Annotated in this window: 16 protein-coding genes; 1 reads left to right on the top strand and 15 read right to left on the bottom strand. The window is 67.9% G+C overall.

Features of this window, described 5'->3' with window-relative positions:
- The 14 genes from WHX56_RS18755 to WHX56_RS18690 form a co-directional block, all read right to left on the bottom strand.
- On the bottom strand, positions 1-894 hold the full coding sequence (locus WHX56_RS18755; RefSeq protein ID WP_129239044.1) for a U32 family peptidase: 894 nt from the start codon (positions 892-894) through the stop codon (positions 1-3).
- A complete protein-coding gene (ubiU, locus tag WHX56_RS18750) occupies positions 891-1907 on the bottom strand; it encodes a ubiquinone anaerobic biosynthesis protein UbiU (protein WP_129238900.1) in 1017 nt (338 codons plus the stop codon). The genes WHX56_RS18755 and ubiU overlap by 4 nt, the downstream gene beginning before the upstream one ends.
- Positions 1908-2209: 302 nt before the next feature.
- A complete protein-coding gene (locus WHX56_RS18745; protein ID WP_129238901.1) occupies positions 2210-2872 on the bottom strand; it encodes a response regulator in 663 nt (220 codons plus the stop codon).
- Between the two features lie 13 nt (positions 2873-2885).
- Entirely contained in the window at positions 2886-4823 is a 1938-nt protein-coding gene (locus WHX56_RS18740) for a type IV pili methyl-accepting chemotaxis transducer N-terminal domain-containing protein (protein ID WP_129238902.1), read from the bottom strand.
- Positions 4824-4915: 92 nt separating this feature from the next.
- Positions 4916-5413 (bottom strand): molybdopterin-guanine dinucleotide biosynthesis protein B, encoded by a 498-nt coding sequence (gene mobB / locus WHX56_RS18735; protein WP_338878619.1) that lies wholly within the window; start codon positions 5411-5413, stop codon positions 4916-4918.
- Positions 5410-6078: a carbonic anhydrase gene (locus tag WHX56_RS18730; protein ID WP_129238904.1), complete on the bottom strand. Its 669-nt coding sequence runs from the start codon at positions 6076-6078 to the stop codon at positions 5410-5412. Before WHX56_RS18730 ends, mobB begins: the two co-directional genes overlap by 4 nt.
- Before the next feature lies 1 nt (position 6079).
- The gene (gene moaA, locus WHX56_RS18725; protein WP_338878618.1) at positions 6080-7078 is read right to left on the bottom strand and encodes a GTP 3',8-cyclase MoaA; all 999 of its coding nucleotides are present in this window, start codon (positions 7076-7078) and stop codon (positions 6080-6082) included.
- Positions 7075-7836, bottom strand: a complete 762-nt coding sequence (locus tag WHX56_RS18720) for a peptidylprolyl isomerase (RefSeq protein ID WP_338878617.1) — start codon at positions 7834-7836, stop codon at positions 7075-7077. The genes moaA and WHX56_RS18720 overlap by 4 nt, the downstream gene beginning before the upstream one ends.
- 22 nt (positions 7837-7858) lie before the next feature.
- Positions 7859-8542: a respiratory nitrate reductase subunit gamma gene (gene narI, locus WHX56_RS18715; protein ID WP_129238907.1), complete on the bottom strand. Its 684-nt coding sequence runs from the start codon at positions 8540-8542 to the stop codon at positions 7859-7861.
- Positions 8543-8560: 18 nt separating this feature from the next.
- On the bottom strand, positions 8561-9202 hold the full coding sequence (gene narJ, locus WHX56_RS18710) for a nitrate reductase molybdenum cofactor assembly chaperone (RefSeq protein WP_287754620.1): 642 nt from the start codon (positions 9200-9202) through the stop codon (positions 8561-8563).
- A 14-nt stretch (positions 9203-9216) separates the two neighbouring features.
- Positions 9217-10782, bottom strand: a complete 1566-nt coding sequence (narH, locus tag WHX56_RS18705; RefSeq protein ID WP_129238909.1) for a nitrate reductase subunit beta — start codon at positions 10780-10782, stop codon at positions 9217-9219.
- Positions 10779-14522, bottom strand: coding sequence for a nitrate reductase subunit alpha (locus WHX56_RS18700; protein ID WP_338878616.1), 3744 nt, complete (start codon positions 14520-14522; stop codon positions 10779-10781). Before WHX56_RS18700 ends, narH begins: the two co-directional genes overlap by 4 nt.
- Before the next feature lie 425 nt (positions 14523-14947).
- Positions 14948-16333, bottom strand: a complete 1386-nt coding sequence (locus WHX56_RS18695; RefSeq protein ID WP_338878615.1) for a NarK family nitrate/nitrite MFS transporter — start codon at positions 16331-16333, stop codon at positions 14948-14950.
- Between the two features lie 27 nt (positions 16334-16360).
- Entirely contained in the window at positions 16361-17620 is a 1260-nt protein-coding gene (locus tag WHX56_RS18690) for a nitrate/nitrite transporter (RefSeq protein ID WP_338878614.1), read from the bottom strand.
- 220 nt (positions 17621-17840) lie between these two features.
- Here WHX56_RS18690 and WHX56_RS18685 point away from each other — a divergent pair, with 220 nt between their 5' ends.
- Positions 17841-19091 (top strand): NnrS family protein, encoded by a 1251-nt coding sequence (locus WHX56_RS18685; RefSeq protein WP_338878613.1) that lies wholly within the window; start codon positions 17841-17843, stop codon positions 19089-19091.
- A gap of 19 nt (positions 19092-19110) precedes the next feature.
- On the opposite strand, the gene WHX56_RS18680 is transcribed toward WHX56_RS18685, so the two are convergent.
- On the bottom strand, positions 19111-19947 hold the full coding sequence (locus WHX56_RS18680) for a hypothetical protein (protein WP_338878612.1): 837 nt from the start codon (positions 19945-19947) through the stop codon (positions 19111-19113).
- Positions 19948-19974: the final 27 nt, after the last annotated feature.

Here is a 19974-nt window from a genome sequence, read left to right as displayed (position 1 = left end):
TCATACGGCTTCCTCCAGCAGATCGATGCCGGGCCGTCCATGGAAGTAGCCGTTGCAGCGGTCTATGCCCGCGGGCGGCTCCACGGCGGCCGGCTTGCCGCCGCGGCGCGCCGTGTCCAGCGCGGCGATCGCTTCCAGCGTGCCGGCCGATTGCGGACTGACGCGCAGCACCTCCACGCCCAGCGACGCCAGCTCGGGCGCCCGCGCCAGCAAGTCCAGACAGGCGGCCGACTGCACCTGGATGCCGTTGATCGCCAGGAAGTCGCGCGATTCGCGGGTGCGCATGTCCAGGCCGTCGGGATGTTCGATGCAGCGGAATCCGCACTCGTCCTTCTTCAGGCGGAAGTGCCGCGCCGTGAAGCAGCGCGCCGAGAACGCCAGCGCCATGCGGCCCCAGACCATGACTTCGGCCTCCAGGCCCGCCGGCCGCTCCTCCAGCAGGCGCGCCAGCGTCTTGCCGTCCATTTCCAGCGGCGCGACGAAGCGCGTGGCGCCGCGTTGGGCCAGCCATTCCAGGGTGCCGCCGTGGTAGGCGTTCATGTGCGGGCCGGCCACGAAGGGACGGCCGGCCAGATGGCGCATCGCGCCCACTTCGCCGGCCTCGACCAGGAAGTCGTCCTGCTCGCACAGCTTTTTCAGGGCGCTGGCCTCCGCGCCGGTCTCGATCAGCGTGCGGCCGGACAGCACCACCGTCTTGCCGGCGGCGCGCAGGTCGCGCGCCAGCGCCATCCAGTCGTCGGCGCGCAGTTCGTGGCGACGGCTGCACACGGTCTCGCCCACGTAGAGGATGTCGGCGGGGCTGTCGGCCAGTCCCGCGTAGAAATCCAGCGTGTCGCGGCGCGGCCAGTAGTACAGCAGGGGTCCGACAGAAATCCGGAATGCGTTGGGCTTCATTTCCATGGACGTTCGAATGCCCCCTGGGTGACTTGGGAACCCTCGGCATGGCGCGCCAGCATGGCGTTCCATTCGGGGCGCGGGGAAAAGCGGGCCGCGTCGGCGTGCACGCTGTCGAGCGCAGCGCGCAGCGTGGACACCACCTGCGTCACGTAGGCCGGGCTGCGCTGCCGCCCTTCGATCTTGATGGCGGACACGCCCATTTCCGCCAGGCGCGGCAGCAGGCCGACGGCGTTCAGGCTGGTGGGTTCCTCCAGCGCGTGGTCGGCCTGCCCGTCCACGTCGAAGCGGCCCTTGCACAGGGTTGGATACGCGGCGGGCTCACCGGGCTCGTAGCGGTCGATGAGGATACCGTTCAGGCGCGCATCCATGCGGCCGTCGGTCTCTTCCCAGCGCACCGCGTGCGCGGGCGAACAGACGCCTTTGTTGTTGGGGGAATCGCCGGTGGCGTAGGACGACAGCAGGCAGCGCCCCTCGGCCATGACGCACAGGCTGCCGAAGCCGAACACTTCGACCTCGACGCTGACGTTGGCGCAGATGCGCGCGATCTCGGCCAGCGTCAGGACGCGCGGCAGGACCACGCGGCGGATGCCGAACTGCTCCTTCATCAGTTCGATGGCGTCGGTATGGGTGGCGGAGCCCTGCACCGACAGGTGCAGTCGCAGATCGGGATAACGGTCGCTGGCGTAGGCCAGCAGGCCCGCGTCCGCCATGATGACCGCGTCGGCGCCCAGGCCGTAGGCGGCATCCACGGCGGCGCGCCACTCCTGGGCCCGGCCCGCCTGCACGAAAGTGTTGATGGCGAACAGCACCTGGCGCTTGCGGCTGTGCGCCAGTTCGACGCCCGCGCGGATGTCGGCTTCGGTGAAATTGAGCCCGGCGAAATTGCGGGCGTTGGTGGCGTTCTTGAGGCCGAGATAGACCGTGTCGGCGCCCGCCTCGACCGCCGCCTTCAGCGCAGCCAAGCTGCCGGCGGGGGCCACGAGCTCCATGGGAGAGGTTCGATTTTCCATGACGGCCAGTCTAGGGGGTGGCCGTCACGGCCACCTTGTCGCAGATCAAGATCGCCCGGGTGTCGGAGGTCGTAGTCGATGCGGGGGGGGGGGGGGGGGGGGGTCTCTGGGCCAGGTGTCTGACACCCGTACGAGATGCGCTCTCGTGTGGAAGCATGCCTCCCCGGGTGTCAGACCCCAATGAGCTGGTTGGTGTCTGACACCCGGAGGCACCGTCGCGATTTCAACATCTTCTCGTACGGGTGTCAGACACCTGGCCTAGGCACCTGGCCCGTGCGGATGCCTGACACCGGACCGTTCCGTCACTCCTCCGTGTACAGCCCGTGCTCCACCGCATACACCGCGACCTGCACGCGGCTGGTCAGGTTCAGTTTTTTCAGCACGTTCTGCACGTGGATCTTGACCGTGCTTTCGCTGACGTCGAGTTCACGCGCGATGACCTTGTTGCTGGCGCCGCGCGCCAGCCATTGCACGATCTGCCGCTCGCGCGCGGTCAGGCGGTTGCGGTCGGAGTTGCCCGACGCCTGCGCGACCTGGCCGGCCTGGCCGCGGAACTGCTCCACGAGCTTGGCCGTCATGCTGTCCGCGATCACCGGTTCGCCGCCGGCCGCGCGGCGGATGGCGGCGGTCAGCGCGTCGGCGTCGATGTTCTTCACCAGGTAGCCGCGGGCTCCGTCGCGCAGCGCCTGGCCGAGCTCGTCCGCCTCTTCGGAGACCGTCAGGATGATGACGGCGCAGGACGGCAGGTCCTGCGTCAGCAGTTGCAGCGTTTCCAGGCCGGAGAGCCCGGGCAGGTTGAGGTCCAGCAAGACCACGTCGGGCTTGAGTTCCTTGGCGCGTTTCAGCCCCTCGACCCCGTCGCCCGCCTCGGCCACGACCTCGAAGTCGGGCTGGCGCTGCAGCAGCAGGCGCACGCCGGAGCGGAACAGGGTGTGGTCGTCGACGAGGAGAATACGGATGGGCATGGTATGGGCTGTGTCAGGCGGCCTGGCGCTCGCTGCCGGGCAAGGTCAGCGAAACGCGCGTGCCGGCGCCGGGCTGCGATTCGAGTTTTATCATGGCGCGCATCCGGGCGGCCCGCTCGCGCATGATGTGCAGCCCCACATGGGATTCGCCGCGCTCCGCCACCTCGCCGGGGTCGTAGCCCTGGCCGTTGTCGGCCACCAGCAGGCTGAAATCGCGGCCGTTGTCGACCGCCACCTCGACGTGGCTCGCCTCGGAGTGCTTGCGCACGTTCGACAAGGCTTCCTGCAGGATGAACAGTACCTGCAACTGCTGTTCCGGCGGCAGCGGCGCCCCCTGCCCCTGGTTGAACCGCAATTCGGTCTCGATGCCCGTCTGGCGGCGGAAACGGTCCACGGTGTCTTCGATCGCGGCCTGCAGGTCCCCCTGCGCCAGCTTGCTGCGGAAATTGGTCAGCAGTTCCCGCACGTCCTGGTAGCTTTCGTCCACGCCCGCCCGCAGCAGCGGCAGGATCTCTTCGATTTCCTCGGCGTCGCCCCGCTTGACCGCCGCGTCCAGCATCTGCAATTGCAGGTTCAGGAAATTCAGGCCCTGCGCCAGGCTGTCGTGCAGCCCCTGGGCCACCAGCCCGCGCTCCTGCACCACGGCCAGTTGGCGCGCCTGGGCGCCCAGGCGCCGGTTGTCCAGCGCCACGCCCAGGTGCCGCCCCAGCGTTTCCAGCAACTGGGACTCGGCGGCCGTCAGGCGGCGCTGCTGGCGGAAATGCAGGGAATAAGAACCCAGCACCTCGTCGCGCGTGACGATGCGGAACACGGCCACGCTGGCGAAGCCTTCGCGCTGGCAGTTCAGGTCCATGGCGGGCGGCGACCGGCGGAAGTCCTGGATGACGATGACGCCGTCCTGCCGCGTGGCGACGCCGCAATAGCAGTCCTCCACCTTCATGCAGTGCTCGGATTCCACCAGTTCGTCGGACAGGCCCACCGACACCATCAGGTTCAGCTTTTCGTTGGTCGGGTCCAGCGCGCGGATGCTGCCGCCCTCGGCGTCGAATTGCAGCATCACGCGGCGCAGGAAACCGTCGCACAAGGCCTCGATCTCGTTGGGCTGGTTCAGGAAGGCCGCCATGTCGTACAGCGCGCCGATGTCCCGGTTCTGCGCGGCGAGCTGGGCGGTCTTTTCCTCCACCCGCCGCTCCAGCCCGGTGTACAGGTCCTGCAGTTCATCCGCCATGCGGTTGTAGCCGCGGGCCAGCACGCCGAATTCGTCCTGGCTCTCGACCGGCAGGCGCGTGCTGAATTCCCTGGCGGCCATGCGCTGCAGGCCGTCGCGCAGCCGCAGCACCGGATAAATGATCCATAGGTACAGCAGGTAGATCATCGCCAGCGTCCCGGCGCTGGCGATGGCGGCCAGCACGCCCTGGGACAGGCGCAGCGACGTGGTCTTGCCCGCGTTGTCCTGCTCGATCATGCGGACCAGGGTGTCCGCCCGGGAAACGAACTCCGGCAGCGTCTCCAGGTAGGTCGCGGCGTCCGGCTGCCCGAGGGCGCGGATGGCGGCCGGCTTCATGATGTCGTTCCAGTATGCCGCCACGTCGTGCCACTGGACCCGGATGGCCTCGTCGTTGGGAATGAAGAGCGGGCGCGCCGGATTGCCGCGCGCCAGGCGCGCGATCGTGTCCTCCATGGCCTGGATCTGCTCCTGGGTGCGGAACTCGCGGCCGGCCTGCGGCCGCATGAGCTCGACCGCGACCCGGTTGGCGCGCATGCGCAGGCTGCCGGTATCGTTGATCGCGGCGCCCGCGCCTTCCAGTTGCCAGGACAGCCACAGGGTCCAACTGACCATGGCCAGCACCACGATCAGCGCGACCAGCGAGCTGGCGATGATGCGCGTGGACAGGCGGTGCCGGGGAGAAGGCAGGCCCTCGGACTCGGCGAAGGAATGGGTGGACTTCATGAAGGTGGCTGCTGTCTGCGCGCGCGGGGCGGATCGGCTACCAGTGTAGTCTCCTCTCGCCGCCCGCCTCCACTTCCCTGCGGCGCCGGCGCTCAATCCAGGCCCAGGGCGCGGCAAATGAACGCCGCGACGCGGCCGGGGTCGTTCAGCGGCAGGCAAGGCACGCCGGCCTCCAGCGGCGCGTCGGTCGCCACCGCCAGGAAACCGGCGTCCTCCGCGTGCAGCGGCGGCTTGCCCGCGGCGGGCCGGTACACCTCGATGCGGGGGATGGCCGCCTGCTTGAATCCTTCCACCAGCACCAGGTCGGCCGGCGCCAGGCGGGCCAGTTGCTCGGCCAGCGTGGGTTCGGGCGCGTCCCGCAGTTCATGGACGATGGCGTAGCGGAACGGCGACGCCACCATCACCTCCTGCGCGCCGGCCAGGCGGAAGCGCGCGCTGTCCTTGCCGGGCGGCTCCATCTGGAAATCGTGGTGGCTGTGCTTGATGACGTTGACCCGCAGGCCGCGCGCGGCCAGCAAGGGCAGCATCGCTTCGATGAGGGTGGTCTTGCCGCTGCCGGAACGGCCGGCGATACCGAAAACTGGGGTCATGCAAGCTCCGAGAACGAGGGGCATACGATCGGCAGGAACGCGTCCGCACGCGCCGAGTATGCCAGCAAAGCGCCCGCCACCAGGTCGAAATACCAGCCGTGCAGCGTCAGCGCTCCCGTCTGGACCGCGCGCCTGACGAAAGGCAGGTCTTCCAGGTTGCGCAGCGAGATCAGGATGGACGCCTGTTCGCAGGCGCGCCGGCGCTCCGCGGCCGAGGCCGCGGGCATCTGTTGCAGCACCCGCCTGCGCGCCGGCTCGGCGATGTCCATCCAGCGTTTCAGGTAGTCGGTCTCGCCGTTGTCCTCGGCGCAGCCCAGGCCCCGGTCCATCAGCGTCCGGATGCCGCCGCAGTGCGCATGGCCCAGCACGATGACGCGGCTGACCTGCAATTGTTCCACCGCGAACTGGATCGCGGCCAGCACGCCCTGCAGGCCCCGGTCCGTGTTGGCCGGCGGCACCAGGTTGGCGACGTTGCGCACGGTGAAGATGTCGCCCGGGTCGCAGCCCAGCAGCATGGCCGGGTCCACCCGGGAATCGCAGCATCCGATCAACAAGGTGCTGGGATGCTGGCCCTCGCGCAGGTTGCGGTAGAGGGAAGGCGCATTTTCGTAGTATTGCTGCTGGAAGCGCTGGAAACCGTCGACCAGGCGTTCGATGTCGCGCATCTCAGCCTCCCGTCTGCGCCATGAAGCGCACGATGCGTTCCGGGCGGCTGGTGAATTCGTGGCGCTCCGGCTTGGCGGCGATGCCCGCCAGGATGGCCCGGGTCAGTTCGGCGTCGCTGGCGCCGCCGCGCAGCAGCCGGCCCAGCGGCACCTGGTCTTCCTGCCCCAGGCACAGGTACAGCGTGCCGTCCACGCCCAGCCGGACCCGGTTGCAACTGGCGCAGAAATGCCGCGACATGGGCGTGATCACCCCAAGCACCGGCGCGCCGCGGCCGGTCGTCCAGTAGCGCGCGGGGCCGGCCCCGGCACCCGCCAGCGCGGGCATGAGCCCCGCCTCGGTGGCCAGGCGCGCGCCCATCGCGTTCAGGTCGGTATGGGAAAAGCCCCGGCCGCACTCGCCCATGGGCATGGGCTCGATCAGGCGCAGCACGAAGCCCTGCGCCACCGCGTAGTCCAGCAGCCGCCGCACCTCCGCCTCGGGCGTGGCCGCGTGCACCACACTGTTGAGCTTGATGGGCGCGAAGCCCGCGCGCCGCGCGGCGGCCAGTCCGGCCAGCACCGACTCCAGGCAGTCCCGGCCGGTGATCCGGCTGAAAGCGGCCGCGTCCAGCGTGTCCAGGCTGACGTTCAGGCGGTCAACGCCGGCCGCGCGCAGGGACTGCGCGTGGCGGGCGAGCTGGGTGCCGTTGGTGGAGACCGACAGGTCCGCCAGCCCGGGCATGGCGGCGATCGCGCCCGCCAGCCCGGCGATGCCGCGGCGCAATAGCGGCTCGCCGCCGGTCAGGCGGACCTTGCTGACGCCCAGCGCCACGAACAGGCCGACGAGCCTCAGCATTTCCTCGTGGTCCAGCCAGTTCGACGGCGTTTCGAAGCCCTTGAAATCCTTGGGCAGGCAATAGCTGCAACGCAGATCGCAGCGGTCGGTGACCGAGACGCGCAGATAGTCGATGCGGCGTCCGTGGCCATCCTTGAGGGGTCCGGCAGGCGGCGTTTCCATCATGCGGCGCTTCCGCTGAAGACACGTTCCGGCTCGCCCTCCTCCAGGTCGATGCCCTGGATGTCGGCGCGGCCGATCAACAGCTTGACGTACTGCCGCCAGGCGATGTCGCGGCTCATGGCCGACAGCGCCGAGGCGATCTGCCCGGCCACGTGCTCGTATGGCAGCAGCCGCCCTTCGATGCGGCGCGTCACGCGCACGATGTGCAGGCCATGGCGGGTCTGCAGCAGTTGCGGCAGCAGGCCGCCGGCGGGCAGCGCGAACACCGCGCGCTCGAATTCCGGCACCGTGTCGCCGCGGCCCAGTTGGCCCAGGCTGCCGTCCACGGCGGCGGACGGGCAGTTGGACTGCTCGCGCGCCACGGCCGCGAAGCGCGACGGGTCTTCCAGCAGTTCGGCCAGCACCGCATTGGCGTGCGCCCGCAGCATGTCCAGGTTCACGCTGGGCGTGACCTGGAACAGGATGTGGTCGGCCTCGACCAGTTCGCCCACCATGAAGCGCTCGGGGTGCATCTGGTAGAAGCGGCGGCAGGCGGCCTCGTCGGCTTCGGGCGCGGTGGCCTCGCGGGCCAGCAGGCCGCCGATGGCGCCCTCCTCGTCCGCGGCGTCCAGCCCCTGCCGGGCGGCTTCGTCCAGCAGCACGCGGCGCAGCACCAGCGCCGTGACCGCCTCGCGCATGGGATTGCCGGCCTGCGCATGCAGCGGCAGCTCGCGTTCCAGGTCCGCGTCGCTCAGTTCGACGCCATTGACGATGACAGGCATGTTCGGCTCCTCGTGGCGGGTTTCAGCGCGGGCGGACCAGTTGCCAGGCGCGGCCCAGGTAGCCCACCGAGGCAAAGCCGCTCCAGACGTGGACCAGGCGGGTGAACGGGAAGATCACGAACAGCGTCAGGCCCATGAACAGGTGCGCCTTGAACAGGAGCGGCACGCCGTCGATATGGCTGGCGGCGTCGCCCTGGAACGTGACGATGTGCTGCGCCCAGGTCATCAGGCGCACCATCATTTCACCGTCCATGTGGCCGGCCGACAGCACGATGGTGGACAGGCCCAGCAGCAGCGTGACCAGGATCCACAGCAGCAGCAGCTTGTCGCCGGGCCGCGTGGTGGCGCGGATGCGCGGGTCGCTCAGGCGGCGGTGGATCAGGATCAGCAGGCCGATCAGGCACATGCCGCCCATGACGCCGCCGGCGGCCATGGCCACGGTCTGCTTCAGCGTATGCGATACGCCCAGCGTGTCCCAGACCACCACCGGCGTCAGCAGGCCGGCCAGGTGGCCGAAGAACAGGCCCAGGATGCCGACGTGGAACAGGATGTTGCCCAGCCGCAACTGGCCGCGGTGCAGCAACTGCGAGCTGTCCGACTTCCAGGTGTATTGCTCGCGCTCGAAACGGACCAGGCTGCCCAGCAGGAAGACCGTCAGCGCGATGTAGGGATAGATGCCGAAGAAAAACTGATTCAGGGAGTTCATGTTGCGTCGTCCTGAAGATTAATGGGCCGCGCGGGGATAGAAGCGCACGGTTTGCGCGCCGTCGCCCGAGAACGGCCGCAAGAGCGGTTCCACCCCGTCGGGACCGGAGCCGTACCGCTCCATCGCTTCGTCCATGTCGCGCACGGGCGCCTCGGTCTGTTCGCGCGGAACCACCCTCGACTGCGCGCGCAGCACCCCGAAGATGCAGGCGTAGGGGCTCTCGCTCCTGGCCAGGCGCGAACCGATGGCCGCCAGCACGTGGATGGCTTCGTCCAGCAGTTCCTGGGCCTTGCCGGGTTCGATGACGCCCAGGAACTCCAGGAACAGCGGCACGTGGTCGGGCAGTTCGGACACGACTGGCTCGAACCCGTGCTCGCGGTAGGTGTCCAGCAGGTCCACCATGGCCTGGCCGCGGTCGCGGCTTTCGCCATGCACGTGCTCGAACAGGTGCAGCGAGTGCGAGCGGTTCCGGTCGAACGTGGCCACGTAGTTCTCCTGCAGCGGGATCAGGTCGTGGGTGGCCAGGTACTCCATCAGGGGCTGTAGCGCTTCCTCGGCATCCGGGTAGGCGGCCAGCGCGGCTTCCACCTCGCCCAGCGCGTCCAGCAGTTCGGCTTCGGGATAGCACAGCAAGGCGGAAAGCAGGCGGTACGGACTCATGGTTTTCTCCTTTCCTAGACCGAAGCGGCCTTCTTGCGGGATTTCGGCATCTCGATGAAGATCTCGCTGCCCTGGGGCTTGCGTCCGAACAGCGTGCCTTCCGACACCCCGCCGGAGCAGCCGTTGCCGAAGGTGAAGCCGCAGCTTCCCTTCTCGTTGAAGCTGTCCTCGACCACTTCCTTGTGGCTGCTGGGCACGACGAAGCGGTCCTCGTAGTCGGCGATGGCCATGATCTTGTACATGTCCTGCACCGTCGCCTCGGACAGCCCGACCTTGTCCAGCAGCGCCGTGTCGCGTTCGCCGTGCACCGATTCGGAGCGCTTGTAGGCGCGCATGGCCAGCATCCGCTCCAGCGCCTGCACCACCGGGGCTTCCTTGCCCGCGGTCAGCAGGTTGGCCAGGTAGCGCACGGGAATGCGCAGGCTGGACACGTCCGGGATCATGGCGCTCTTGCCCACGGTGCGCTGCGGCATCTGGCCCGATTCGGCGGCCGACTGGATGGGCGACAGCGGCGGGATGTACCAGACCATGGGCAAGGTGCGGTATTCCGGGTGCAGCGGGAAGGCGACGCGCCATTGCACCGCCATCTTGTAGACCGGCGATTTACGGGCGGCTTCCAGCCAGGATTCGGGGATGCCCTGTTCGCGCGCGGCGGCGATCACCTCGGGCGAATTCGGATCCAGGAACAGGTCGAGCTGCGACTGGTACAGGTCCTGTTCATTGGCGGTGGACGCCGCGTGCTCGATCTGGTCGGCGTCGTACAGCATCACGCCCAGGTAGCGGATGCGGCCCACGCAGGTTTCCGAGCAGACGGTCGGCTGGCCGGCCTCGATGCGCGGATAGCAGAAGGTGCACTTCTCGGCCTTGCCGCTGTTCCAGTTGTAGTAGATCTTCTTGTACGGGCAGCCCGAGATGCACATGCGCCAGCCGCGGCACTTGTCCTGGTCGACCAGCACGATGCCGTCGTCCTCGCGCTTGTAGATCGAGCCCGACGGGCAACTGGCGACACAGGCCGGGTTCAGGCAGTGTTCGCACAGGCGCGGCAGGTACATCATGAAGGTGTTCTCGAAGGTCGAGTACATCTCCTTCTGCACGCCCTCGAACAGCGCGTCGCGGCTGCGCGAGCCGAATTCGCCGCCCAGGTCGTCTTCCCAGTTCGGGCCCCAATGGATCTTGTCCATTTTCTTGCCCGTCAGCACCGACACCGGCCGCGCCGTCGGCGGGGTCTGCGACAGCGGCGCGTTCTTGAGATGCTCGTAGTCGAAGGTGAACGGCTCGTAGTAGTCGTCGATCTGCGGCAGGTTCGGGTTGGCGAACAGGTTGGCCAGGATGCGCAGCTTGCCGCCCTGGGCCGGTTCCAGCTTGCCGGCGGCGGTGCGCTTCCAGCCGCCCTTCCACTTTTCCTGGTTTTCCCATTCCTTCGGATAGCCGATGCCGGGCTTGGTCTCCACGTTGTTGAACCAGGCGTATTCGACGCCGTCGCGGCTGGTCCAGACGTTCTTGCAGGTGACCGAGCAAGTGTGGCAGCCGATGCACTTGTCCAGGTTCAGCACCATGCCGATTTGGGCGCGTATCCTCATGATTGCTTCTCTTCTTGTTGCGGTTCTTCGACGAGCGGGCCTTCCAGCCAGTCCACCTTCTTCATCTTGCGCAGCACCACGAACTCGTCGCGGTTGGAGCCCACCGTGCCGTAGTAGTTGAAACCGTAGGCCTGCTGCGCATAGCCGCCGATCATGTGCGTGGGCTTGAGCACAGTGCGAGTCACCGAGTTGTGGATGCCGCCGCGCTTGCCGCTGGTTTCCGCGCCGGGCACGTTCACGATCTTTTCCTGCGCGTGGTACATCAGGCACATGCCCACCGGCACGCGCTGGCTGACCACCACCCGGGCGGTGAGCGTGCCGTTCACGTTGAACACTTCGACCCAGTCGTTGTCGACCAGCCCGGCCTGCTTGGCTTCGGCCTCCGACACCCAGACGTGGGGGCCGCCGCGGCTCAGGGTCAGCATGCGCAGGTTGTCCGAATACGTGCTGTGGATGCCCCACTTCTGGTGCGGCGTGATCCAGTTCAGGACCAGCTCTTTCTCGCCGTTCGGGTAGCGGCCCAGCATGGGCGCCACCGTCTTGGTGTCGATGGCCGGCTTGTACACGCAGAAGCCTTCGCCGAAATCCAGCATCCAGCGATGGTCCTGGTAGAACTGCTGGCGGCCGGTCAGCGTGCGCCATGGGATCAGCTCGTGCACGTTGGTGTAGCCGGCGTTGTAGCTGACTTCCTCGCTTTCCAGGCCCGACCAGGTCGGCGCGGAAATGATCTTGCGCGGCTGCGCCTGGATGTCGCGGAAGCGGATCTTGTCGTGTTCGCGGCCCACGGCGAGGTGGGTATGGTCGCGGCCGGTGATCTTGCCCAGCGCCTCCCAGGCCTTGACGGACACGTGGCCGTTGGTCTCGGGCGCGAAGGTCAGGATCATCTCGGCCGCGTCGATCGCGGTGTCCAGGCGCGGACGGCCCTGGCTCACGCCCGGCTCGGCCACGCTCTCGTTGATGCCGGCCAGCTCGCGCACCTCGTGCTCGGTGTTCCAGTTGATGCCCTTGCCGCCGTTGCCCAGCTTGTCCAGCAAGGGACCGACCGAGGTGAACTTGCGGTAGATGTCGTTGTAGTCGCGTTCGACCACGATCATGTTCGGCGCGGTCTTGCCCGGCACCAGGTCGCATTCGCCCAGCTTCCAGTCGCGCGGCTCGAACGCCTGGCCCAGTTCTCCCGGGGTGTCGTGCATCAGCGGCGCCAGCACCAGGTCGCGGCGCTTGCCCAGGTAGGGGCCGCCGATCTCGCTGAAGCGCTTGGCCAGCAGCTTGTAGATCTCCCAGTCGGTCTTGCTTTCCCACAGCGGCTGCACCGCCTCGCTCAGCGGGTGGATGAACGGGTGCATGTCCGAGGTGTTGAGATCGTCCTTCTCGTACCAGGTGGCCGTGGGCAGCACGATGTCGCCGTACAGGCAGGTCGTGCTCATGCGGAAGTCCAGCACCGTCAGCAGGTCGAGCTTGCCTTCGGCGGCGTCTTCCTCGAACGTGACTTCCGTCGGCTTGATCGCGGCCGCCTCGTCGCCGAACACGGCGTTCTGCGTGCCCAGCAGGTACTTCAGGAAGTATTCGTGGCCCTTGCCGCTGGAACCCAGGATATTGGAGCGCCACACGAACATGTTGCGCGGGAAGTTGGCCGGATCGTCCGGGTTCTCGCAAGCCATCTGCAATTCACCCGACTTCAGCTTGTCGACGGCGTGGGCGACCGGATCCTTGCCCGCGGCGTCGGCCTCGGCGACCAGGTCCAGCGGATTGGTGCGCAGTTGCGGCGCCGACGGCAGCCAGCCCATGCGCTCGGCGCGGGCGTTCAGGTCGATCATGCTGAGGTCGCCGTACTTGCCGCGGTCGGCGGTGGGGCCCAGCACTTCCTGCACGTTCAGCTTTTCATGGCGCCACTGGCTGGTGTGGGCGTAGAAGAACGAGGTGCCGTTCATCTGCCGCGGCGGGCGCGCCCAGTCGGCGGCGAAGGCCAGCGGGGCCCAGCCGAACTGCGGGCGCAGCTTTTCCTGGCCCACGTAGTGGGCCCAGCCGCCGCCGCTCTTGCCCACGCAGCCGCACATCATCAGCATATTGATGATGCCGCGGTAGATCATGTCCATGTGGTACCAGTGGTTCAGGCCGGCGCCGACGATGACCATGGACTTGCCTTCGGTATCGTGGGCGTTCTGCGCGAACTCGCGCGCCACCTGGATCACCTGCGCGCGCGGCACGCCGGTGTGCTTTTCCTGCCAGGCGGGCGTATAGGGCACGTCCTCGTCATAGGAGCTGGCGACATTGCCTCCGCCCAGGCCGCGGTCCAGGCCGTAGTTGGCCATTTGCAGGTCGTACACCGTGGCCACCAGGGCCTCGCTGCCGTCGGCCAGGCGCAAGCGGCGGGCCGGCACGTTGCGCACCTGGAGTTCGCCGTGTTCGCTGCCGAAGTACGGGAAGCCCACGCCGACCACGGCGTCGGACTTGCCCAGCAGCGTCAGCATGGGCTCGATCTCGCGGCCGCTGCCGCCGTCGCGGGATTCCAGGTTCCAGCGGCCCACCTTCTCGCCGCCGTTGACCGCGCCTTCGCCCCAGCGGAAGCCGATGCTGCCGTTGGGCGCCACCAGGTCGCCGCTCCCCGCGTCCAGCACCAGCGTCTTCCAGTCGGGGTTGTTCTGTTCGCCCAGGGCGCCATCCAGGTGCGAAGCGCGCAGGAAATGGTCGGGCGCGTAGAAGCCGTCGCGCTCTTTCAGCAGCACCAGCATGGGCATGTCGGTGTAGTGGCGCACGTACTGGCGGAAATAGGTCGACGCGCCCGACAGGTGGAATTCCTTCAGGATCACGTGGCCCATGGCCATGGCCAGCGCGGCGTCGGTGCCCTGCTTGGGCGCCAGCCAGATGTCGCCGAACTTGACCATTTCGCCGAAGTCGCTGGACACGGCCACGGTCTTGGTGCCCTTGTAGCGGACTTCGGTATAGAAGTGCGCGTCGGGCGTGCGGGTCTGGGGCACGTTGGAGCCCCACACCATGAGGTAGGTCGAGTTGTACCAGTCGGCCGATTCCGGCACGTCGGTCTGTTCGCCCCAGACCTGCGGGCTGGCCGGCGGCAGGTCGCAGTACCAGTCGTAGAAGCTCAGGCAGGCGCCGCCCAGCAGGCTCAGGTAGCGGGCCCCGGCGGCGTAGCTGACCATGGACATGGCCGGAATCGGGGAAAAGCCGATCAGGCGGTCGGGCCCGAACTTCTTGATCGTGAACGCGTTGGCGGCGGCGATGATTTCGGTCGCCGTATCCCAGTCGGCGCGCACGAAGCCGCCCAGGCCGCGCACGGCCTTGTAGCGCTTGGCGCGCGCCGGATCCTGGCTGATCCATTCCCAGGCGGCGATGGGGTCCATCGTCTTGCGGGCCTCGCGCCACATTTCGATCAGGCGTCCGCGGATCATCGGGTACTTCACGCGCTGCGCCGAATACACGTACCAGCTATAGGAGGCGCCCCGCGGACAGCCCCGCGGTTCGTGGTTGGGCAGGTCGGGCCGCGTGCGCGGATAGTCCGTCTGCTGCGTTTCCCACGTGATCAGGCCGTTCTTGACGTACACCTTCCAGGAACACGAGCCCGTGCAGTTCACGCCATGGGTCGAACGTACGATCTTGTCGTGCTGCCAGCGGGCGCGGTAGGCGTTTTCCCACTTGCGGTCCTCGTTGACCGTCTCGCCGTGGCCGTCCGCGAAGGTGGACTTCACCCTCGACATGAACTTCAAGCGGTCCAGGAAATGACTCATTCTCTATTCTCCAAGAGCGCCGGCCCCGCCGGCGCGTACTGCGATCGTTGCTGTTGAAACCACTTTAGGCGCGGCGCGCTTCTAGGACTATTCCCCGGTGGCATAGGCCGGGCGCGGCAGAATGACTAGTCACCCGCGACATCCCGATATCCCTGGTGTCTGACACCCGTGGGAGATCGTCTTCAGCCTGAGCGGGCGTTTCAGGGGTGTCAGACACCTGGCCCGCCTAGCCCGCCGATACCCTCGGTGTCTGACACCCGTGGGAGATCGTCTTCAGTCTGAGCGGGCGTTTCAGGGGTGTCAGACACCTGGCCCGCCTGGCCCGCCCATATCCCCGGTGTCTGACACCCGCGGGAGACCGCCTTCAGCCTGAGCGGGCGTTTCAGGGGTGTCAGACACCTGGCCCGTACCTAGACCTGGCCGTCTCAGCACGGCACCGGCGCGTTGCGGCGCCCGTAGTACCACCAGGTGATCACCAGGCAGGTGGCGTAGAAGCCGATGAAGCAATACAGCGCGGCCTGCACGCTGCCAGTCATCTCCAGCGAGGTGCCGAAGCTGCGCGGGATGAAGAAGCCGCCGTAGGCGCCGATGGCGCCGGAGAACCCCAGCACGGCCGCCGATTCCTTGGCGGCGTCCGCCAGGGCCTGCTTCTGCGCGGCGGCGTCCTTGCCCTGCGCGGCCTGCGTGCGTTCGCGCAGGAAGATCACCGGGATCATCCGGAACGTGGAGCCGTTGCCCAGGCCGGTCAGCGCGAACAGCACGATGAACATGATCAGGAAGCCGTTGAAGTCGCCCGCGCGTCCGCCGGCGGGCAGGAAGGCCATCACGCCCAGCACGGCCGCGATCATGCCGGCGAACGTGAACAGCGTGACCCGCGCGCCGCCCAGCTTGTCCGACACCCAGCCGCCCACGGGACGCGTCAGCGAACCGACCAGCGGCCCCAGGAACGCGTAGGCCATGGGATCGACCTGCGGAAACAGCGTCTTGGTCAGCATGGCGAAGCCCGCCGAAAAGCCGATGAAGGAGCCGAACGTGCCCACGTACAGCCAGCACATCAGCCAGTTGTGCTTGCGCTTGAAAATGACCGCCTGGTCGGCGAAGGAAGCGCGGGCGTCGGCGATGTCGTTCATGCCGAACCAGGCGGCGATGGAGGCCAGCGCTATCGGGATCACCCAGATGAAGCCGGCGTTCTGCAGCCACAGGTTCTGCTGCGCGCCGTTCACGGTCACCGCCTGCGGAGCGCCGCCGACGGCGCCGAAGACCCCGATCGAAATCACGACGGGCACAACGAACTGCACCAGCGACACCCCCAGGTTGCCGATGCCGGCGTTCAGCCCGGTCGCCAGGCCCTTCTTCTCCTTCGGGAAGAAGAAGCTGATGTTGGCCATGCTGGAACTGAAGTTGCCGCCGCCCAGGCCGCAAAGCAGCGCCAGGATCAGCAGGGTGGGAAACGTCGTGGTCGGATCGCGCAGGGCGAAGCCCATGCCCACCGCCGGGATCAGCAGCGAGGCGGTGGAGATGGCCGTCCACTTGCGTCCGCCGAAGACCGGCACCAGGAAGGAATAGAAGATGCGCAAGGTGGCGCCCGACAGCGCGGGCAGCGCCGTCAGCCAGAACATCTGGTTCTTGGACAGCATGAAGCCGGCGCGGTCCAGGTTGACCACCACCACGCTCCACAGCATCCAGATGCTGAACGCCAGCATCAGCGCCGGGATGGAGATCCAGAGATTGCGGTTGGCGACGCGCGCGCCGGTCTGTTTCCAGAAGCCGGGATTATCCGGCTCCCATCGCGCAAGGACTTGAGTGGACATAGGATTCTCTCAGGATGTTGGAGGGGATCAGGCGGCTTGCTGCCGGGCGATGGCCGCGCTTTCCGGCCGGAAACTGAAGTGCATGAAAATGAGGGAGACGCAGACGGTGCCGTACAGCAGCATGAAGGCGCTGGAGCGGATGCCCGTGAGGTCCAGCAGCACGCCGAACAGGATCGGCAGCACGAAACCGCCCAGGCCGCCGGCCAGGCCGACGATGCCGGACACCGCGCCGATGTTTTCGCCGAACTCGTCCGAGATGAACTTGAAGACCGAGGCCTTGCCGATGGCCATCGCGATGCCCACGATGAACAGCAGAATGGTGAAGCTGACCGGACCCAGGGCGATGTCGAAGCTGCGCGGGCCGCCGGCCGTCAGCACGGTGAAGTGCGTCTGCGGATAGCTGAGAATGAAGAACGCCACCCAGCACACCCACATCACCCACCAGGTCGTCTTGTAGGCGCCGTAGCGGTCCGAAATCCATCCGCCCATGGCGCGCAGCACCCCGCCGGGCAGCGAGAAGCACGCCGCCAGCAGCGCCGCCAGCTTCATGTCGAAGCCGTATTCGCCGATGTAGTACTTGGTCATCCACAGCGCCAGCGCCACATAGCCGCCGAACACCACCGAGTAGTACTGGCAGTAGCGCCAGACCCGCGGATCCTTCAGCATGGCCATCTGCGCCGACAGGCCGGCGCCAGTCGTCACGCGGTGCGCGGGATCGGACGCCGAGAACAGCCAGAACAGGACGGCCGTGACCAGCAGCGCCACCGCATAGACCTGCGGCACGATGACCCAGGCCCCGCCCGCGGCCGCGATCAGCGCCGGCGCGACGAACTTGGTGATGGCCGAGCCCGAGTTGCCGGCGCCGAACACGCCCATGGCCAGGCCCTGCTTCTTGCGCGGGAACCAGCGCGCCACGTAGGGCGTGCCGACCGAGAACGAGCCGCCGGTCAGCCCCACGAACAGCGCCAGCACCAGGAACTGCCAGTACTGCGTGGCGTACGACAGCAGCCAGATCGGCACGACCGCCAGCAGCATCAGGACGAAGAACACGGGACGGCCGCCGTAGCGGTCCGTCCAGATGCCCAGCGGCACCCGCACCAGCGAACCGCTCAGCACGGGCATGGCGGCCAACAGGCCGAACTGGGTTTCAGACAGGCCCAACTGCGTCTTGATGGGTATGCCCAGCACGGCGAAGATCATCCACACCGCGAAACAGATGGTGAAGGCGAATGTGCTGGATATCAGGACCCGCATCGGCGCGCCGGCCGAGGAATGACTTGCTGCCATGGTTACTCTCGCTTTGCTGACGAAGACATCTCACTTGCGGCTAGCGTAGGGACAGGACGCCGCGAGAACCATTCGCCGGCCGGGCAGAAGCCCGCGCCGTTATGACTAGTCACCCCGGTGTTGCGGGCTGGCTTGCGCTGGATCAAATCGCGGCGCTGGCGGGTAGCCGTCCGGCGTATTAATATGTATTTCAAATACACCTTTAAATCCGCAGGCCCCCATGAGCACGCTGCTGTCTATCGAAGAACCCGCCCAGCCCCCGCGCCGCGCGCGCCCCCAATGGAACGCCTTCACCGAAATGGGTTTCCGCCCGCTGTACCTGGCCGGCTGTTTCTGGGCGCTGGCGTCCGTGCTGCTATGGGTGCACGCCCCGTCCCTGCTGACGGGCGTGCTGGGCGGCATGCCCTGGCATGCGCATGAAATGCTGTGGGGGTTCGTCGCCACCATCGCGGTGGGGTTCCTGCTGACGGCGGGCGCCAACTGGACCGGCAAGAACCCCTTGCGCGGCAATGCCCTGGCCGCGCTGTGCGGGGTGTGGATCGTGGCGCGCGCGGGCTATCTGGTCCCGGGGCGGCCCGCTTTCGTCGTCGCCGCCGCGGCCGACCTGCTGTTCTTCCTGTGGGCCGCCGCCGCGCTGGGCCGCGCCGTCGCCGTCACGCGCAACCGGCGCAACTATGGCGTTCCCCTGCTGCTGCTGGCGCTGGGCGCCACCAATGCGCTCTATCTCTGGGCCACGGTGCAGGGCGACTACTTCGCGCTGATGCGCTACTTCAACGCCGGCCTGCTGAGCATGGCCGTGCTGACGCTGCTGATCGCCCGCCGCATCCTCCCATTCTTCGCCAAGCGCGCCGTGGCCGGGCTGGACATTCCGCCGCACACGCGCAGCGGCCATTGGCAATTGGGCACCGGAGTCGTCGCCATCGCCTGCCTGCTGGCCGACCGGCCCCAGGTGGCCGCCGCGGCGTTGGCCGCGACCGGCCTGATCGCGCTGGCGCAGTGGATTTCCTGGAAGCCCTGGGCCGCGCGCCGCGTGCCGCTGTTGTGGATCCTGTACGCGGGCTACGCCGGCCTGGGCATCGGCCTGCTGGTGGGCGCCGCGCAACTGGCCGGCTATGTGCTGCGGACCGCCTGGCCCGCGCACGTGATCGGCGTGGCCGGATTCTCGGTGCTGATCATCGGCATGGTGACGCGCACGGCGCTGGGCCACCTGGGACGGCCGCTGCAGACCGACCGCAGCATGGTCGCCAGCTACGCGCTGGTGATCCTGGCGGCTCTGCTGCGCCTGGCCGCCCTGCTGCCCACCACCGCCATGCTGGGCCTGCTGCATGCCTCGGCCACCGCCTGGGCGCTGGCCTTCGCCCTGTACCTGTGGCGCTTCTTCCCCATGATGATCCGGCCGCGGGCCGATGCCGCCAAGACCGCCGCGCCGGTGATGCGCGTGATGCCGGCGGCCCGACGCCCGGCCGCCTGAGCGCGGGCGCCCGGCGCGCTCAGTTACGCGCTTCGCGCCGGCGCGTCGCCGCCAACTGCCGTTTCATGGCCTTGAGCCAGGCCTTGACCTGCTGCATGTCCACGAACTGCTCCAGTTCGAACTCCAGTTCGCCGATGTACTCGCGCACGTCGGCGATCTCGGCGTCCAGGTCTTCCATCAGGTCGGCGGGATCGATGGACTGCTCGGGGTCGAACCGGTAGCGCGCCTTGAAGCCGCGTTCGGCGGCGGCGATTTCCCGGGCCACGCCCGCCAGCCGCGCCTCCAGGACGCGGTTGTATTCCGCGTAGCGGTCTTCGCCGGCCGCGTCCCGCTTGTCCGCCTCCATGGCCGCCAGGGCCCGGACTTCAGCCAGCAGGGCCGGCGCGGTATCGTCCGTCTCCGCTTGCGGGGCCGGCGGCTCTTCCGCCGGCGCCCCGGCCGCCTCCCGCTCCTCGGCGAAGTCGGCGTCGAAGTCGCCGCCGCCATGCTTGCGGTAAAGCGCCTTCAGGCGGTCCGTGTCGCATTCCGCCGGCGTGCCGTCCAGTTCCAGGGAGCACAGCGTTTCCTCCGCAAGCTGCGCCGCGATCTCGGAGGCGAGCTGGCGCTCGGCCTTGGTCAATTCCTTCTGCTTGCAGGCATGGTCGAAGCAGAAGACCAGCCTGGCCTTCAATTCGACTTCGACGGTCTCCAGCGGCGCCAGCACGTCCGCGTATTGCTTCTGGTAGTCCTGCTCGACCTTTCCCCAGAGAGCCAGCCTGGCGAGTTCGCCGTCCAGCGCCCGCGCCAGCGTTTCGAACCTGCCGCGCTGCGCCGAAGCGCCGGCCGCCGGCGGCGTGGCGGACGTTTTCTCTTGCATGGAAGAAGCCTTGTGTGGCGGCGCGGC

Source organism: Achromobacter veterisilvae (assembly GCF_037619525.1).
In the GTDB taxonomy this organism is placed as follows: domain Bacteria; phylum Pseudomonadota; class Gammaproteobacteria; order Burkholderiales; family Burkholderiaceae_B; genus Achromobacter; species Achromobacter veterisilvae.
The sequence above is the reverse complement of the archived record's forward strand: the minus strand, read 5'-3'. Positions and strand labels throughout refer to the sequence as shown.

What these genes read in the sequence shown, in the direction of transcription:
- ubiU (WP_129238900.1), bottom strand. Translation starts at nt 1,907, where the DNA reads ATGGAAAATCGAACCTCTCCCATGGAGCTCGTGGCCCCCGCCGGCAGC.
- WHX56_RS18745 (WP_129238901.1), bottom strand. Translation starts at nt 2,872, where the DNA reads ATGCCCATCCGTATTCTCCTCGTCGACGACCACACCCTGTTCCGCTCC.
- mobB (WP_338878619.1), bottom strand. Translation starts at nt 5,413, where the DNA reads ATGACCCCAGTTTTCGGTATCGCCGGCCGTTCCGGCAGCGGCAAGACC.
- WHX56_RS18680 (WP_338878612.1), bottom strand. Translation starts at nt 19,947, where the DNA reads ATGCAAGAGAAAACGTCCGCCACGCCGCCGGCGGCCGGCGCTTCGGCG.
- WHX56_RS18690 (WP_338878614.1), bottom strand. Translation starts at nt 17,620, where the DNA reads ATGGCAGCAAGTCATTCCTCGGCCGGCGCGCCGATGCGGGTCCTGATA.
- narH (WP_129238909.1), bottom strand. Translation starts at nt 10,782, where the DNA reads ATGAGGATACGCGCCCAAATCGGCATGGTGCTGAACCTGGACAAGTGC.
- WHX56_RS18720 (WP_338878617.1), bottom strand. Translation starts at nt 7,836, where the DNA reads ATGCCTGTCATCGTCAATGGCGTCGAACTGAGCGACGCGGACCTGGAA.
- WHX56_RS18700 (WP_338878616.1), bottom strand. Translation starts at nt 14,522, where the DNA reads ATGAGTCATTTCCTGGACCGCTTGAAGTTCATGTCGAGGGTGAAGTCC.
- WHX56_RS18730 (WP_129238904.1), bottom strand. Translation starts at nt 6,078, where the DNA reads ATGCGCGACATCGAACGCCTGGTCGACGGTTTCCAGCGCTTCCAGCAG.
- narI (WP_129238907.1), bottom strand. Translation starts at nt 8,542, where the DNA reads ATGAACTCCCTGAATCAGTTTTTCTTCGGCATCTATCCCTACATCGCG.
- narJ (WP_287754620.1), bottom strand. Translation starts at nt 9,202, where the DNA reads ATGAGTCCGTACCGCCTGCTTTCCGCCTTGCTGTGCTATCCCGAAGCC.
- WHX56_RS18695 (WP_338878615.1), bottom strand. Translation starts at nt 16,333, where the DNA reads ATGTCCACTCAAGTCCTTGCGCGATGGGAGCCGGATAATCCCGGCTTC.
- moaA (WP_338878618.1), bottom strand. Translation starts at nt 7,078, where the DNA reads ATGATGGAAACGCCGCCTGCCGGACCCCTCAAGGATGGCCACGGACGC.
- WHX56_RS18685 (WP_338878613.1), top strand. Translation starts at nt 17,841, where the DNA reads ATGAGCACGCTGCTGTCTATCGAAGAACCCGCCCAGCCCCCGCGCCGC.
- WHX56_RS18755 (WP_129239044.1), bottom strand. Translation starts at nt 894, where the DNA reads ATGAAGCCCAACGCATTCCGGATTTCTGTCGGACCCCTGCTGTACTAC.
- WHX56_RS18740 (WP_129238902.1), bottom strand. Translation starts at nt 4,823, where the DNA reads ATGAAGTCCACCCATTCCTTCGCCGAGTCCGAGGGCCTGCCTTCTCCC.